The 16,165-nt window shown below is 66.6% G+C and carries 10 protein-coding genes and 1 pseudogene; 5 read left to right on the forward strand and 6 right to left on the reverse strand.

Annotation, left to right across the window (positions count from 1 at the left end; translation table 11 throughout):
- Positions 1-508: 508 nt before the first annotated feature.
- The 6 genes and pseudogenes from ACWPOB_RS17155 to ACWPOB_RS17180 all read right to left on the reverse strand — a co-directional run bounded on the left by ACWPOB_RS17155 (position 509) and on the right by ACWPOB_RS17180 (position 8,274).
- Positions 509-1,273 (reverse strand): SDR family oxidoreductase, encoded by a 765-nt coding sequence (locus ACWPOB_RS17155; protein WP_064066365.1) that lies wholly within the window; start codon positions 1,271-1,273, stop codon positions 509-511.
- Positions 1,270-2,529 carry an acyl-CoA dehydrogenase family protein gene (locus tag ACWPOB_RS17160; RefSeq protein WP_165037720.1) on the reverse strand — a complete coding sequence of 420 codons (1,260 nt, stop codon included), beginning with the start codon at positions 2,527-2,529 and terminating at the stop codon, positions 1,270-1,272. The genes ACWPOB_RS17155 and ACWPOB_RS17160 overlap by 4 nt, the downstream gene beginning before the upstream one ends.
- 115 nt (positions 2,530-2,644) lie before the next feature.
- Complete coding sequence (locus tag ACWPOB_RS17165; RefSeq protein ID WP_161996151.1) at positions 2,645-3,556, reverse strand: alpha/beta hydrolase fold domain-containing protein; 912 nt, start codon at positions 3,554-3,556, stop codon at positions 2,645-2,647.
- Between the two features lie 29 nt (positions 3,557-3,585).
- Positions 3,586-5,244, reverse strand: a complete 1,659-nt coding sequence (locus ACWPOB_RS17170) for a flavin-containing monooxygenase (protein ID WP_165037721.1) — start codon at positions 5,242-5,244, stop codon at positions 3,586-3,588.
- A gap of 589 nt (positions 5,245-5,833) precedes the next feature.
- Complete coding sequence (locus tag ACWPOB_RS17175; RefSeq protein WP_455401579.1) at positions 5,834-7,051, reverse strand: acetyl-CoA C-acetyltransferase; 1,218 nt, start codon at positions 7,049-7,051, stop codon at positions 5,834-5,836.
- Positions 7,052-7,255: 204 nt separating this feature from the next.
- Positions 7,256-8,274, reverse strand: a pseudogene (locus tag ACWPOB_RS17180) (phosphotransferase family protein).
- A gap of 508 nt (positions 8,275-8,782) precedes the next feature.
- Between ACWPOB_RS17180 and ACWPOB_RS17185 the strand changes: the two are divergent.
- The 5 genes from ACWPOB_RS17185 to ACWPOB_RS17205 are packed head-to-tail and all read left to right on the forward strand — an operon-like array spanning position 8,783 to position 16,113.
- A complete protein-coding gene (locus ACWPOB_RS17185) occupies positions 8,783-10,381 on the forward strand; it encodes an acyl-CoA carboxylase subunit beta (protein WP_165037724.1) in 1,599 nt (532 codons plus the stop codon).
- Between the two features lie 11 nt (positions 10,382-10,392).
- Entirely contained in the window at positions 10,393-12,402 is a 2,010-nt protein-coding gene (locus tag ACWPOB_RS17190) for an ATP-binding protein (protein ID WP_455401580.1), read from the forward strand.
- On the forward strand, positions 12,399-14,168 hold the full coding sequence (locus ACWPOB_RS17195; RefSeq protein ID WP_165037725.1) for an acyclic terpene utilization AtuA family protein: 1,770 nt from the start codon (positions 12,399-12,401) through the stop codon (positions 14,166-14,168). The genes ACWPOB_RS17190 and ACWPOB_RS17195 overlap by 4 nt, the downstream gene beginning before the upstream one ends.
- Complete coding sequence (locus ACWPOB_RS17200; RefSeq protein ID WP_165037726.1) at positions 14,165-15,331, forward strand: acyl-CoA dehydrogenase family protein; 1,167 nt, start codon at positions 14,165-14,167, stop codon at positions 15,329-15,331. The genes ACWPOB_RS17195 and ACWPOB_RS17200 overlap by 4 nt, the downstream gene beginning before the upstream one ends.
- Positions 15,328-16,113, forward strand: a complete 786-nt coding sequence (locus ACWPOB_RS17205; RefSeq protein ID WP_240918428.1) for an enoyl-CoA hydratase-related protein — start codon at positions 15,328-15,330, stop codon at positions 16,111-16,113. Before ACWPOB_RS17200 ends, ACWPOB_RS17205 begins: the two co-directional genes overlap by 4 nt.
- The last annotated feature ends 52 nt before the right edge of the window (positions 16,114-16,165 follow it).

The raw sequence follows: 16,165 nt of genomic DNA on the forward strand, positions 1-16,165 counted from the left end.
GAGGCCATGAGAGCGTGCCAGAGCACATGTTCGGCACCTGCGATCGCGATAATCCCAGTCTGATGGGCTCTTCCCGAACAGCATCCGTTTCGAAGGGGAGTCGCCCCAGATGCGGAGCTTCAGTGCCGACGGATGCGCCAGTGCGACGAACGGTGGACGCATTCGCGCGGTGAATCGTGGGATTGGCTCCTCCCGCCCCACGATTCGTCAGCAGACACCGAGCCTGCGGTACCACTCTCCTTCCACGGGGCTGGAACATCACGGGGCCAGGAGTCCACCACGTCCGGAGTACGGGCGCGGCCTGCGCGGTCACCTCATCCGGATCGGCGGGGGTTCCGGCCTTGAGCGTGATGAGGTCGCCTCTGCCGTTCAGTACCCCCCCTTGGTGGAGCACGGTCCATTTGCTGCAGTCGACGTCTTCGGTGCGGAGCGCTCGACCACACGATCGGCCGGGCGACAACAGCTCGTCTTCGGCCGCTGACATCCGGCACACCGTCGAGGCCGCGGTCTATCCTGCAAAGTTCCTTGCATCTCCGAGGAGTTGACCACCGTCGACGACCAGTGTCTCGCCCGTGATCCAGCGGGCACCGTCGGAGGCGAGGAACAGGATCGCCGATGCGACGTCGTCCGGCTCACCGATCCTTCCGAGTGGGGTGGCCGCGGCCACCGATTGTTCCTGTTCCGCCCATAGCGCTTCGGCGAGCTTGGTGCGCACCACTCCTGGCGCTACGGCGTTGACGCGGATCGCCGGTGCGAGTTCCATTGCGAGCTGCTTGGTGAGATGGATCAATGCTGCCTTCGAGGCGTTGTACACGCCGATTCCCCTCTCGGCGACCATGCCTCCGATCGAGGCGGTGTTTACGATCGCGCCACCGTTGTCCGCCATCCATGCTTTCGCGGCGAGACCGCTCCACAGCAACGGTGCCCAGAGATTGACGTCGAACGTCTTCGAGAATCGCCCATGATCCTGTTCTGTCATCCGGCCGTAGGCGGGATTCGTGCCGGCATTGTTCACCAGGATGTCGAGACCGCCGAATCGCTCGATGACGTCGTCGATGCACCGCCGGGCACCGTCTTCGTCGACGGCGTGCACGCCTACCCCGATCGCCGTCCCCCCGACCTCTGCAGCAGCGGCGTCAGCGGACTGAGCGGAGCGGGATGTGAGTACGACGTCGGCGCCGGCGGCAGCGAACGCCTGCGCTGTGGCCAATCCGATGCCACGGGAGGCACCGACGACGAGCGCGGTGCGTCCTTTCAACTCGTATGGGCTCATCGGACGTCTGCGACCTTCGCAGTGTCGGGCCTCACCGGGTCCCAGGTGGCGGACCTGTACTTCTTCAGTTCTCCCTTGGCAATGGCACGCAGGTGGACCTCGTCGGGCCCGTCGGCGATCCGGAGTGTGCGCAGGTGGGCGTACGCCATGGCCAGCGGAAAATCGTCGGTGACACCGGCGCCGCCGTGCACCTGGATTGCACGGTCGACGATCTTCAGGGCGATTCGGGGCGCGGCCACTTTGATCGCGGCGATCTCGGTTCGGGCCTGTTTGTTGCCGACGGTGTCCATCATGTGAGCCGCCTTCAAGGTGAGCAGACGGACCATTTCGATGTCGATGCGAGCCTCGGCGATCCAGTCCTGAATGTTGGCACGTTCGCCGAGTGGTTCTCCGAAGGTCGTGCGCGTGAGCGCCCGGGTACACATCAACTCCAGTGCTCGTTCGGCCATTCCGATTGCACGCATGCAATGGTGAATTCGTCCGGGGCCCAGTCGCGCTTGGCTTATCGCAAAGCCCTCTCCTTCCCCGGCGAGGAGGTCTTCCTTCGGTACGCGGACGTTGTCGAAGAGCACCTCGGCGTGGCCCTCGCGGTCGACATAACCGAAGACCGGGAGGTTACGCACCACGGTGACACCCTCGGCGTCGATCGGCACCACCATCATCGACTGTTGCCGGTGCGGTGGCGCGGACGGATCGGTCTTTCCCATCACGATCAGCACGCGGCAGTTCTGGTGCATGGCGTTGGAGGCGAACCACTTGCGGCCGTTCAGCACATAGACGTCACCGTCGCGTTCCATCCGGAGTTCGATGTTGGTCGCGTCCGAGCTGGCAACTGCGGGTTCGGTCATGGCAAAGGCGGAGCGGATTTCCCCGGCCAGCAACGGTTCGAGGTATGTCCGCTTGTGCTCGTCGGTGCCGAAGAGTGTGAGCACCTCCATGTTTCCCGTGTCCGGTGCGCTGCAGTTGCAGGCCTCGGATGCGATGTGGCTGCGACCCATGATTTCGGCGAGGGGGGCATACTCCAGGTTGGTCAATCCCGGTCCCCATTCCGGATGCGGATGGAACAGGTTCCACAGTCCGCGCCGCCGTGCCTCGTCTTTGAGTTCTTCGAGGATCGGGGGTTGGAAGTGAGGATCTCCGGACTCACGCATCTGCCGGTCGTAGACGGACTCGGCGGGGTAGATGTGCGAGTCCATGAAGTCGAGCAGTTCGGCTCGGTAGTGCTGAGTGCGTTCGGAGAGTTCGAAGACGCTCACCGGGGCTCCTGTCTGGCTGCGGCGACCACGGAGGCCGCACCTGCGGCCGGCAGGGTCCGAATCGATATCGGACCCCCGCCGGCCACAGGTAGGTGTGTGAGATGTCGCTGATGAATCAGAGGTCGAGGTGTCGACGGACGAAGGCGCCTGCCGCCGCGATGGACGCGTCGGCTTCCGGAGACCGTCCAGCCATGAACTGGAAGACGTGCTGCATTTCCGGTGTGATCTCCAGAGTCACCTCCACCCCTGCGCCGCGTGCCAGATCGGTGAAGCGTTCCGCGTTGTCCCGAAGCGTTTCGTAGCCGCCGGCGGTCAGGTACATCGGCGGCAGACCGGCGGGATCGGCGTAGAGGGGGTTGGTCAACGGATCGGTGGGTGACCCGTTCTCGCCGAGGAACATCTGGGCCATCATCTCCACGACGGCCCGGTCGATGAGAGCGTCGGTGCCGGCATTGGTTTCGAGGGTGGTGCCCCTGTGTTCCAGGTCGTACCAGGGCGAGAACGCGACAATCGCGGCCGGAAGGCGTTCACCGGCATCGCGCAGAGCCAGGACAAGGGTGGTGGCGAGATTGCCGCCGGCCGAGTCCCCTGCTGTGGCGATGCGTGTCGGCTCGATGCCTTGGGCAAGCAGCCACCGGTAGACCTTCTGTGCCTCGTCGAGTTGGGTGGGGTACGGGTATTCGGGTGCGCGACGGTAATCGACGTTCAGCACTTTCACACCGGCCGCCTTGGCCAGGTGGCCGGCGAGTTTGCGGTGACTGTGCATCGACATCACCGAACATCCGCCCCCGTGGGTGTAGATGATGGCGGCGTTGTCGGGTGCGCCCGCAGGAACGATCCACATCGCGCTGACGCCATCTGCGTCGACCTCGCGGTAGGTGACGTCCTCGGGTTCGGTTGCCAGAAGATGCGCTTCTTCGTAGATGTCGCGCATGGTGGCAAGGTCCATGTCGGGGTTGTCGGCGGCCCGCTTGGCCCAGCTTCCGTAGAGATCGCGCAGAGCGTCGGTGCGCACGTCGTTCGTCATCGTCGGTACTCCTGATTACTAGAGATGGGCTAGCGGGCGTAGGCGGGCTCGGTGGTGGTGATCTCGAAGCCGGAGTAGTTGTCTGCGGCGACCTGCTCGCAGATGTCCATGTACTTGTCGGCGCCGCCGAAGAAGACGTTGATGACGGCGGCCTTGCCGTCGACGTTGGTGCCGGTGAACCAGGAGTGCACGTCCTTACCGGCAGTGAGCAGGGTTTGTTCGGCGATGGCGGTGATCTGTTCGGTCCAGGCCTGCTCGGCTGCCTCGGTGGCTTCCATGCGGGTCGCGCCTTCGCGGCGGAGGTGGGCGATGGCCTCGGCGATCCAGTCGGCAGTGTTCTGCGCACACGGGGGGATGTTGGTGAACGGGCTCTGCGGTCCGGTGATCATGAACATGTTCGGGAAGCCGTGGGTACCGATGCCCAGGTGGGTGCTCGGGCCGGGGGCCCACTTGTCGGCGAGAACGCGTCCGTCGCGGCCGACGATGTTCATTCGGGTCAGTGCTCCGGTGGATGCGTCGAAGCCGGTGGCGAAGACGAGGACGTCGACCTGGTGTTCGGTGCCGTCGGCCAACCGGACTCCGCGGGGGGTGATCTCGGCGATCGCGTTGGTGGCCACGTCGACCAGGGCTACGTTGTCTCGGTTGAACGTCTCGTAGTAGCCCGTGCCCGACGGCGGACGCTTGGCACCGAAGGGGTAGCGCGGGCACAGCAACTCGGCGACGGCCGGGTCCTCGACCGCGGCACGGATCTTGGTGCGCACGAACTCCGCTGCCGACTCGTTCGCGACGGGATCGAACAGCAGATCGTCGAAGGTGAACAGGAACGGGAATCCGCCGTTTGCCCAGCCCTGCTCGTAGATCCGGGTGCGCTCCTCCTCGTCCGTCGAGCCCGCGAGCATGTTGGCCATGTCGAACGGGAACGAGAACCAGTGCCGGCGCACCTTGGCCCATACCTCGTCGTAACGCGCCTTGACCTCGTCCATCTCCTGCTGTGAGACGGGCCGGTTGCGGGCCGGGATCACATAGTTCGGGGTCCGCTGGAACACGGTCAGGTGCTCGGCCTGTTCGGCGAGCAGCGGGATGGCCTGCACTCCGGTCGAGCCGGTGCCGATGATCCCGACTCGCTTGCCGGCCAGGTCCACGCCCTCCTCGGGCCAGTACGCGGTGTGGTACCACTGCCCCTCGAAGGACTCGACGCCGGGAAAGTTCGGCAGGTTCGGGGCCGAGAGGATTCCCACGGCGGTGATCAGGTACGTCGCCGAGGTCCGCTCACCGGCCTCGGTGCGCACCTGCCACCGCCCGGAGTCCTCGTCGAACACCGCCGCCTCGACGCGAGTCCCGAACCGGTAACTGCGCCGCAGATCCAACTTGTCGGCCACGTACCCGAAGTAGGCCCGCATCTCCGGCTGGGTGGGATACCGCTCCGTCCAGTTCCACTGCTGCAGCATCTCCGGGTCGAACGAGTAGCAGTAGTAGTACCCCTCGCAGTCGGTCCGCGCGCCCGGGTAGCCGTTCCAGCACCACGTTCCCCCTACGTCCGGAGCGGACTCGTAGCCCTGCACCGTCAGTCCCATCTCCCGCAGCCGGTGCACCATGTACAGCCCACCGAACCCGGCCCCGACCACCACGGCATCTACTTCCCGACCCGGCTGCTGTGCGGTGATCTCACCGGTTGCTGATGCGGACATCGCTCCTCCAAACAAACGTAGGGTGTGATGGGAATCACCGTCGCAGTCCGATGACATGCATGTCAACAAATCAGCCCGTCCTCGGCGAGACGTATTCGATATCACCGCAGAAGAGAGCCATAAAATCCAACATGACATGACCCCGATCCGGCAGATGGGAGCGCCTCGTCCTGCGGCAGGCGGTTGCTCGGTCCACGACTGAGGCGGACGATCTTCAGTGCAGATGGAGCCGCTTTCCGGCGCGGAGGGCTGGGCAGCGGCGGCAGTGGGGCATCCACGGTGACGGCCCCGAGCGGGGCCGGTCCACCGAACCGATACGACAACGCCAGGAGGTCGCCCACGCGGTCGACCGGCAGACTGGGGCAGAACCGACGGGAGGCCCCTCGGGATTGCCGGGGAGTCGTGTCCCGCCCAGGGTGCCCGCCTCGACTGTTGTCCCGCCGCTGCGCCAAGGCCCCGAAACGCTGAGGTTGCACAGACTCTCGTCCGACACCGCAGCCGGAGACAACCGGATCTCGGTGGCGAATCGCGCCCCGGTTTTCACCGTCGCATCCGCTCTGCCTTGTGAGGTCGGCCTATGACGGCCGCGTCAGCTCAGGCGCTCGAGCACCATCGCCATGCCCTGGCCACCGCCGACGCACATGGTCTCCACGCCGAACTGCTTGTCGTGGGTCTGCAGGTTGTTGAGCAGGGTGGCGGTGATCCGCGCCCCGGTCATGCCGAACGGGTGGCCGAGGGCGATCGCACCACCGGAGACGTTCAGCTTGTCCTCGTCGATGCCGAGCTCCCGGGCGGAGCCGAGCACCTGCACGGCGAACGCCTCGTTGATCTCGAACAGGTCGATGTCGGAGATGGTCTTGCCGGCGTGGGCGAGAGCCTTCTTCACGGCCTCGATCGGGCCCAGACCCATGATCTCCGGCGACAGGCCGGACACGCCGGTCGAGACGATCCGCGCCAGCGGGGTCAGCCCGAGCTCCTTGGCCTTGGTGTCGGACATGATCACCAGGGCCGCGGCGCCGTCGTTGAGCGGGCAGGCGTTGCCGGCGGTGATGGTGCCGTCGGGGCGGAACACCGGCCCCAGCTGGCTCACGGCCTCGTAGGTGGTGCCCGGCCGCGGCCCGTCGTCGGTGGTCACGACCGTGCCGTCGGCCAGGGTGACGGGGCTGATCTCGCGCTCGAAGAAGCCGGACTTGATGGCTTCCTCGGCCCGGTTCTGCGACCGCACGCCCCACCGGTCCTGGTCCTCGCGGGAGATGCCGGTCATCGAGGCGACGTTCTCCGCGGTCTGGCCCATCGCGATGTACACGTCGGGCAGCAGGGCCTCGCTGCGCGGGTCGGTCCACGCGGTGCCGCCCTCGGCGAGCGTGGCGGTGCGGGCCTCGGCGTCGGCGAAGAGCGGGTTCTTGGTGTTCGGCAGGCCGTCGGCGTTGCCGGTGACGAAGCTGGAGACGGACTCGACACCGGCGGAGACGAACACGTCGCCCTCGCCGGCCTTGATCGCGTGCAGCGCCATGCGGGTGGTCTGCAGCGACGACGAGCAGTAGCGGTTGACGGTCACGCCGGGCAGGAAGTCGTAGCCCAACTGCACCGCGACGACGCGGGCGATGTTGAACCCGGACTGGCCGGCGGGCTGGCCGCAGCCGAGCAACAGGTCGTCGATCCGGGCGGGGTCCAGCTCCGGCACCTTCGCCAGGGCGGCCGCGACCATCTGGGTGGCCAGGTCGTCCGGGCGCACCGTCCTGAGCGACCCCTTCATTGCCCGCCCGATGGGAGAACGGGCGGCGGAGACAATCACAGCTTCGGGCATCACATGCTCCTTGGGAGTTCGAGGCTGGGCCTTCGCAGACCGAGCCGGTTGGTCATACCGTGCAGTCGTCGGTGGAGCGGACGCGGCCAACGGCGTTCGAGGGCATTCGTCGCGGAAGCGAGCTGGGCGGGAGGTTGGTCGGTTCGCCGATGCTTCGTGGATTCGTCACCGTCGGGGAGGCGGGAGGAACGTTCACGGAGTTCGTCACGTCAAGGAGCCGAGTCCTGCTGCCAGGAATTCGGGCACCGATTCACCGGCACGGTCGAATCCGGCTCCCACGGTCGCGCCCACGCGGTAGCGGTAATTGATGCCTTCGGCGATGACGGCGACCTTGAAGTAGGCCAGTGCCATGTAGAAGTTCCAGTGGTCCAGGACTCGGCCTGAGGCCGCGGCGTAGCGCGAAGCCAGATCGTCGATCGACGGAAGTCGAGGGCTTGTCCAGGCACCGGGCTCTCCGAGAACGAGATCGAAGGCCGGATGCCTGTACACGCACATCAAGGCGACATCCGTGAGTGGATCTCCGAGAGTGGAGAGTTCCCAGTCGACCACGGCGGCCAATGTGCCGACGTCCTCGGAGGCCAGGATGGTGTTGTCGATGCGGTAGTCACCGTGGACGATGGACGCGTCCGTGTGCGTCGGTACGAGGTCGGTGAGCGCATCGTACAGTTTGGTGACGTCGACCGAGTCCCGGGTTTTGACCCGGTCCCACTGCTTTGCCCACAGGTCGATCTGCCGTGTGACATACCCGTCCGGCCGGCCGAGCGTGCCCAATCCCACCGCCTGGTAGTCGACGTTGTGAAGTGCGCCGAGCACTCGAATCAGACCGGTCATACACGCGTCGATCTGGTCGTCGGACAGCGCCTCGACGTCCGACCCGGTCCGGAGAACCTGGCCTGAAACGTACTCGACGAGGGTGAACGGAGCCCCGAGGACCGTCTCGTCCTCGCAGAGGATGACGGGTGTGGCCACAGGGACGTCTGTGCGCTGCAGCGCGGATGTGATGCGGAATTCCCGTGCCACGTCATGGGCGGACGGGGTCCGTCCCGTTGTCGGGGGCCTCCGAAGAATCCAGCGCGAGGAGTCGTCGACGATGTGGTAGGTCAGGTTGGACTTGCCTCCCGAAATCAGCTCTGCCCGTAGATCTCCGTCGAGGGAATGCCCGATCGGCGGAGAAAGTTCTGTAGCGCAGGAAGTTCGAGCCCTCGGTGTTGGGTGGTCAAGATATCTCCTCGTGTTCTGCCGGCGTGGCAGCGCTTGCCGTAGCCGCGGCAACAGCGCGCATGTACGTGTTGCTCGGGCGGGCGAGCGTCCACCTGGTGGCGACGCCTCTCTCACGGCCGTTACCAGGTTCTGCCTACGGAGGGCACCGCAGCCGTTCGTGTCCCGAGCCCGCGAATGGGCACCTACTCGGACGCGTTTCCGTTCGGCTGCTGATCGGGCGTGTCGGCGGCGCGGCGGTCGAGCGACGTACCACGAGGCGGTGTCCACCTCGTCTGGCGCGACAGTAGACATCTGCAGATCAGCATGTCAACTACCGATGAGCTCTATGGCTAGCAAACGGCTATTGTCTGCACTCCAACTGTGAAAATACCGCCTTCAACACTTGACATACTTGTCAAAGAAGGGCTGTAATCGAACAGTCCCACGAACCAGGTCGAACCGGCCGACGACGCTTCGCGGAAACCAGCGGTACGGGCTGCCGCCGAACTCTTAGCGCAATGAGGTGTGTTGATGACTGTGATCGAATCGAAGCTCGATCCGAAGTCCGAGATTTTCGAGTGCGACCGACAAGCGATGCTCGCCGCGCTGCGGCCCCTCGAGGAGCTCGCGGTGCAGGTCCTCGAGGCGGGGGGCGGGAAAGCAGTCGACCGTCATCGTTCCCGGGGAAAGCTCCTCGCACGTGAGCGTGTCGATCTGCTGTTGGACGAGGACGCTCCCTTTCTGGAACTGTCCTGCTACGCGGGTGCCCACGATCCCCGATCCCAGCCGGGTGCCCGTCTGATCACGGGTGTCGGCACGGTCAACGGCGTCGAATGCATGATCCTCGCCAACCAGTCGACGGTGAAGGGGGGATCGCTCAACCCCGATGCCGTGGCCAAGCAGCTGCGCGCGCTGGAGATCGCCGAACGCAACAGGCTGCCGCTGATCACACTGGTCGAGTCGGGCGGCGCCGACTTGCCGACGCAGGCGGACATCTTCGTTCCCGGTGGGCGGACGTTTCGTGAACTGACCCGGCTGACCGCTGCCGGCATTCCCACCATCTCCTTGGTATTCGGCAGCTCGACCGCCGGCGGCGCCTACATGCCGGGCATGAGCGAATACACGGTGCTCGTCAAACACGCCGCCTCGGTCTATCTCGGCGGCCCACCGCTGGTGAAGATGGCGATCAACGAAGATATCGACGACGAATCCCTCGGCGGGGCCGAGATGCACGCCCGAGTCTCCGGGCTGGCAGATTACCTGGCTGAGGACGAGCACGATGCCATCCGCATCGGCCGCCAGATCGTGGCCGACCTGCATTGGCGCAAGGCCGGTCCTGCCCCGTCACTGCCTGCCGATCCGCCGGCCTACGACGAGGCAGAGCTGCTCGGATGCGCGCCGGCCGACCCACGACGGGCGGTGGAGGTACGGGAAATCCTGGCTCGGATACTCGACGGTTCGCGGTTCGACGAATTCAAACCGCTCTACGGGACCCAGTTGGTGACCGGCTGGGGCTCGATCGCCGGCTACCCGGTCGGCATCCTCGCCAACAACGGCATCCTGTTCTCCGAGGAGGCCAACAAGGGAGCCCACTTCATTCAGCTCGCCAACGCCCACGGCATCCCGCTGCTGTTCGTCCAGAACATCACCGGCTTCATGGTCGGCTCCGCGGCCGAACGCGGCGGCATCATCAAGGACGGGGCGAAGCTGATCAATGCGGTCTCCAACTCGACCGTTCCGCATCTGACCCTCATGGTCGGCGCCTCGTACGGTGCCGGCAACTACGCCATGTCCGGACGCGCCTACGACCCGCGCTTCGTGTTCACCTGGCCGAACCACCGCATCGCCGTCATGGGCGGCCCCCAGCTCGGAGGGGTGATGTCGATCATCCGGCGCACAGCGGCAGCACGGTCGGGCGCCGACTACGACGATGCACAGGACGCCCAGGTACGCCGCGAGATCGAAGAGATGATCGAGACCCAGTCGAGCGCGGTGTACGCCACCGGGCGCCTGTGGGACGACGGCGTCATCGATCCGCGGCACACCCGCACCGTGCTGGGGTTGGCCCTGTCGGCTACGCACTCGGCCCCCGTCGTCGGTGCGACCCGATTCGCCCCCTTCCGGATGTGAGGAAAACAACCGTGAGCAGTAACCGCATCACCACCCTTCTCGTCGCCAACCGGGGGGAGATCGCACGACGGATCATCCGCAGCGCACGCGCCCTAGGAATTCGCACCGTCGCGGTGTACTCGGACCCGGACGCTCGGTCACCCCACGTCCTCGATGCCGATCTCGCGGTTGCCCTCGGTGGCACCGCAAGCGCGGACTCGTACCTGCGCGCCGACAAGATCATCGACGCCGCCCGTCGAGCGGGTGCCGATGCGATCCATCCCGGATACGGATTCCTGTCCGAAAACGCGGAGTTCGCCGAGTCCTGCCGCCGGGCCGACATCCTGTTCGTCGGCCCCTCACCGGAGTCGATGCGCAGCATGGGGCTGAAGGACCAGGCGAAGGCGATCGCGCGACGAGCCGGAGTTCCGGTGCTGCCGGATGCCGAGATCACCGGTGACGACCCCACAGCCTGGGCGGCGGCAGCCTGCGAGGTCGGCTTCCCACTGCTGGTGAAGGCCACCGCGGGCGGGGGCGGTAAGGGAATGCGCCGGGTCGACGATCTCGACACTCTCGTCGACGCCGTCGCCGGTGCCCGTCGGGAGGCCGCCAGCTCGTTCGGCAATGCGACGGTGTTCCTCGAGCGGTATCTGGACAAGGCGCGGCACATCGAGATCCAGGTGTTCGGGGACGCACACGGATCGGCGGTGCATCTCGGGGAACGTGAATGCTCCGTGCAGCGCCGGCACCAGAAGGTGCTCGAAGAGGCGCCGTCACCGGTCGTCGGGCCCGAGCTCCGGGAGAAGATGGGCGCGACCGCGGTATCTCTGGTCCGCGAACTCCGCTATCTCGGCGCCGGTACGGTCGAGTACCTGCTCGACGACCGCACGGGCGAGTTCTTCTTCCTCGAGATGAACACCCGTCTGCAGGTCGAACACCCGGTGACTGAGGAAGTCACGGGCCTGGATCTGGTGGCGCTGCAGCTGCGTGTCGCACAGGGTCAGGCCTTGGGGATCGAACAGGCGGACGTCGTTCCGCGCGGCCACGCGATCGAGGTCCGGCTCTACGCCGAGGATCCCGCCCGTGGTTTTCTGCCCACCCCGGGCCCGCTCCATCTGTTGGAGTACCCGGAGCGTCCGGGTCTGCGCTACGAGGTCGGTGTGTCCGCGCCCGGCGAGGTTTCGGCCTACTACGACCCGATGATGGCGAAGATCATCGCCCGTGCGGACAGCCGCGAGGAGGCGGCCGCCGCGCTCGCCTCGGCGCTGGATGCCACGCGAATCCACGGTCTGGTGACGAACCGCAGCTTCCTCGCGGCCCTGCTTCGTGACCCGGACTTCTTGTCCGGCGCAACGTGTACCGACTTCCTCGACCACCACCAGGACCTTCTCGATCCTGCTCCCGCCACCCCGACGGTGGTCCACCTGGCTGCCGGGCTGGCAGCATCGGTCTCTCGTCGGCGGGCCGCGAACCCGGCGACCGGGTTCGCCGCCCCCGGATTCCGGACGCTCGTCGCGGAGATGCTGACCTCCGCGGTGTGGCAGCCTTTCGGGCGAGAGCCCATCCCGGTGGCCTACCGCCTGGCCGCACCGTCCGGCGACACCGAACTCGTTCTCGACCTGGACGGCACCCGCCATCGCTTCGACCTGATCGATCTCGGTGCCGACACGGTCCGGGTGCGATACGACGGCGTGGACTACCCGTGTGCCGTCGCGACCCATCGGGACGGCTCGATCTGGATCAACGATGCGACCAGCCAGTCCGGCTGGGTACCGGAACCGCGTCTGCCCGACCGCACCGTGCTGGCCGCGTCCGCGGCGGGCCCGGTCAGTGAGGTGCCCGGGACCGTCGTCGCCGTCCTCATTAGCGAGGGCGACACCGTCGCGGCAGGCCAGAAACTGGTCGTACTCGAAGCCATGAAGATGGAACACCCCGCGCTGGCCGGCGCCGACGGAGTGGTCCAGAAGATCAACGTGTCGGTCGGCCAGTACGTCGACGCGCAGACCGAACTGGTGACAATCGGCGCCGAGGGGGAAGCATGAACACGACACCGTTACGCATCGCCAACTGTTCCGGCTTCTTCGGTGACCGCTTGTCGGCAGCCCGCGAGATGATCGACGGCGGCCCGATCGACGTGCTCACCGGTGACTGGCTGGCCGAACTGACGATGGGACTGCTGGCCAAACAGCAACTCCGCAACCCCGGATCCGGCTATGCCCGCACCTTCGTCACCCAACTCGACGACGTGCTGGGCGACTGCCTCGACCGAGGAATCAAGATCGTGTCCAACGCCGGCGGACTCGATCCGCACGGCTGCGCCGCGCAGATCACCGCGATCGCCGAGCGACTCGGCCGCACCGTTCGAGTAGCCGTCGTCGACGGTGACGACGCCACCGAGCTGTTCGCACGGGAACGCGCCCGCGGCTGGGACGCTCCGCATCTGGACTCCGGTCAGGCCTTTCCCACTGACGTCGACCCGATCGTCGTCAACGCCTACCTGGGCGCCTGGGGAATCGTCGAGGCATTGCGGGCAGGGGCCGACGTGGTGATCACCGGCCGCGTCACCGACGCCGCCGTCATCGTCGGCCCCGCGGCATGGCACTTCGGCTGGGACCGAACGGACTGGGATGCGCTGGCCGGCGCGGTCGCCGCCGGCCACGTGATCGAGTGCGGTGCACAGGCCACCGGAGGCAACTATTCGTTCTTCACCGAGATCCCCGAGATGAGCGAGGTCGGATTTCCGATCGCCGAGATCTACCCGGACGGCTCCTCGGTCATCACCAAACACCCCGGAACCGGCGGTGCCGTCACGACCGAGACGGTCACGGCGCAGCTGCTGTACGAGATCGACGGCCCCCGCTACGCGAACCCCGACGTCGTCACCCGACTGGACACCGTGCACGTGGAATCGGTCGGTGCCGACCGGGTGCGCCTGTCCGGAGTCCGGGGAGAACCGGCCCCGGCGACCGTCAAGGTCGGTGCGGTGTTCTCCGGTGGATGGCGCAACGACACCACCTTCGTCCTGACCGGAACCCACATCGAGGACAAGGCCCGAGTCGTCCAGGATGCACTGTGGAAACGTATCCCGGAGGGCGAGAAGGCATTCGACAGCGTAACCGTGCGGCTGCTGCGTACCGATCGGCCCGACCCGGCCACGATGGAAGAGGCCGTCGCGCTGCTGACGATCACCGTCACGGGTACGGATCGCCAGCGAGTGAGTCGGTTCTCCCGAGCCGCCGTGGAGATCGGACTGGCCACCTATCCGGGCACGTACTTCACCGCCCCTCCGGGAACCGGCACCGAGTTCACCGTGTTCTGGCCCACCCTCATGCGGTCCGAGCTGTTCGACCAGCGCGTCACCCTCGGCGCGCGCACCTGGACCGTGCCCGGCGCCCCCGCGTCGGCGGAACTGCCCGACATCCACCCACCCACCCCGCCGAGCACGAAGACGTACCACGGACCGACACAGCGGCTGCCGCTCGGCGCGGTCCTGGGCGCACGTTCGGGCGACAAGGCCGGTAACGCCACCCTCGGCGTGTGGGCCCGCAACGACGAGGGCCACCCCTGGCTGCGCTCCTGGTGGAGCGAGGACACCGTGCGGGAGTTGCTGCCCGAAGCGGCAGGCTGCGAGCTGCGAATGTGGGAGCTTCCGCTTCTGCGCGCCTGCGGCGTGACCATCGTCGGGTTGCTCGGCCGGGGCGTGGCCGCCAATCCACACCTCGATTCCCAGGCGAAGGGCCTGGGGGAGTATCTGCGCGCCAAACACGTCGACATCCCGACCACCCTACTGCCCCTGGAGACCCGATGACCTCCGCGAACGAGCTCTGGTACACCGACGAGCGTCGCGCCCTCCGTGAGGCCGTGCGCGGCTTCACCCGTCGCGAAATCGCGCCGAACCTGCCGGCATGGGAGGAAGCCGGCGAATTACCCCGATCCCTGCACGAGAAGGCCGCCGAGCTCGGCCTGCTGGGATTCGATTTCCCCGAGAAGGCCGGCGGTGAGGGCGACTTCATCGATCTGATGGTCGCCAACGAGGAGATCATCCTCGCCGGCGGGAGCACAGGGGTTACCTCGGCACTGTTCTCCCATACCATCGGCGCGCCGCATATCGCGGCCGCCGGTGACCCGTGGCAACTCGACGAGTTCGTCCGTCCCGTCGTTGCCGGCACCAAGATTGCGTCTCTCGGCGTCACCGAGCCCGGCACCGGCTCGGACGTCGGCTCCATCACCACTCGCGCGGTGCGTGACGGCGACGAGTACGTGATCACCGGTGGAAAGACCTTCATCACCTCGGGAACCCGCGCGGACTTCGTCACGGTCGCCGCCCGCACCGGCGGCCCGGGCCATCGCGGGGTCTCGTTGCTGATCGTCGAGTCCGATCGCCCGGGCTTCACGGTCGCATCAAGGCTGAAGAAGATGGGGTGGCTGTGTTCGGACACCGCCGAACTCGTCTTCGACCAGGTGCGGGTGCCCGCCCGTAACCTCATCGGGCAGGAGAACACCGGCTTCCTCCAGATCATGCAGCGCTTCGAATCCGAGCGGCTCACGCTCGCAGTGCAGGCGGTGGCGACCGCAGAACGCTGCGTCGGCCTGGCGAAGGAGCACGCGACGGTCCGCACGACGTTCGGCGTGCCCCTGGCCGAACGGCAGGTGATCCGCCACAAGCTCGCGGAGATGCAGCGACAGACGATGGTGGCACGCACCTACGTCCGCGACGTGACCGCTCGGTGGGCGGCCGGTGAGGATGTCGGCGCGGAGGTCGCGATGGCGAAGAACACCGCGGTCGCTGCCTGTGACTTCGTGGTCGACGAGGCGGTACAGATCCACGGTGGCATGGGCTACATGCGTGAGACCGAGGTCGAGCGGCACTATCGTGACTCGCGCATCCTCGGTATCGGCGGGGGGACGAACGAGATCATGAACGAGATCATCGCCAAGCGGTTGCTGGGCGCACCCCGGGCGGACCGATGACGGCCGCCACGCCGATGAGCCGGCAAGAGCTGGTGCGCAGCGACGTCACCCGGGGCATCGCCACCGTGACGCTCGATTCCCCCCGCAACCGCAACGCGCTGTCCTCGCACCTGTGCTCGCAGATGCTCGCCCAGCTGACCGCGGCCCTGCAGGACGACGAGGTCCGTGTCGTCGTCGTAACCCACACCGGACCGGTGTTCTGCGCCGGCGCGGATCTGAAGGAGGACCCGCAACGCAAGGGTGCCGCTGCGCGGGACTTCTGCGCCGTCCTCGAGTTGTTGTGGACCTCCCCGAAGCCGGTGGTTGCCCGCCTCGCGGGCCCAGCACGCGCCGGCGGCACCGGTTTGGTCGCGGCATGTGATTTCGCCGTCGCGGTAGATACCGTCACCTTTGCCTTCACCGAGGTGCGGATCGGGGTCGTCCCGGCGGTCATCTCGGTGCCGCTGCGACACCGAGTCGTGCCGCATGCGCTTCATCGGCTGTTCCTGACCGGCGACACATTCGATGCTCATCACGCGGCGAGCATCGGCTTGCTCAGTGCGGTGGCGCCGCCCGACGCCCTCGAGGGCGAAATCGATCGCCTCGTCGAGATGCTGCTGATGAGCGCTCCGAGGGCATGGACCGGAACAAAGCAAGTTCTCCGGTCCGATATCCCGTCGATTGCCGACGAGCTGTCGACGATGCAGGACGTGTCGGCGAGGTACTTCCGGTCCGACGAGGCCAGAGAAGGAATGCGGTCATTCGCCGAGCGGCGCCGCCCGACATGGGCTCCGCACAGCTGAGCGGTCACCTCGCAGCGACGGGGCAGTGACACCAAGACCTAGGAGAGATGAA

This window comes from Rhodococcus sp. 2H158, from assembly GCF_053764755.1.

Excerpts from the sequence above, each read along its gene's own strand:
- ACWPOB_RS17155 (WP_064066365.1), bottom strand. The coding sequence starts at position 1,273 with ATGAGCCCATACGAGTTGAAAGGACGCACCGCGCTCGTCGTCGGTGCC.
- ACWPOB_RS17165 (WP_161996151.1), bottom strand. The coding sequence starts at position 3,556 with ATGACGAACGACGTGCGCACCGACGCTCTGCGCGATCTCTACGGAAGC.
- ACWPOB_RS17170 (WP_165037721.1), bottom strand. The coding sequence starts at position 5,244 with ATGTCCGCATCAGCAACCGGTGAGATCACCGCACAGCAGCCGGGTCGG.
- ACWPOB_RS17175 (WP_455401579.1), bottom strand. The coding sequence starts at position 7,051 with ATGCCCGAAGCTGTGATTGTCTCCGCCGCCCGTTCTCCCATCGGGCGG.
- ACWPOB_RS17185 (WP_165037724.1), top strand. The coding sequence starts at position 8,783 with ATGACTGTGATCGAATCGAAGCTCGATCCGAAGTCCGAGATTTTCGAG.
- ACWPOB_RS17195 (WP_165037725.1), top strand. The coding sequence starts at position 12,399 with ATGAACACGACACCGTTACGCATCGCCAACTGTTCCGGCTTCTTCGGT.
- ACWPOB_RS17200 (WP_165037726.1), top strand. The coding sequence starts at position 14,165 with ATGACCTCCGCGAACGAGCTCTGGTACACCGACGAGCGTCGCGCCCTC.
- ACWPOB_RS17205 (WP_240918428.1), top strand. The coding sequence starts at position 15,328 with ATGACGGCCGCCACGCCGATGAGCCGGCAAGAGCTGGTGCGCAGCGAC.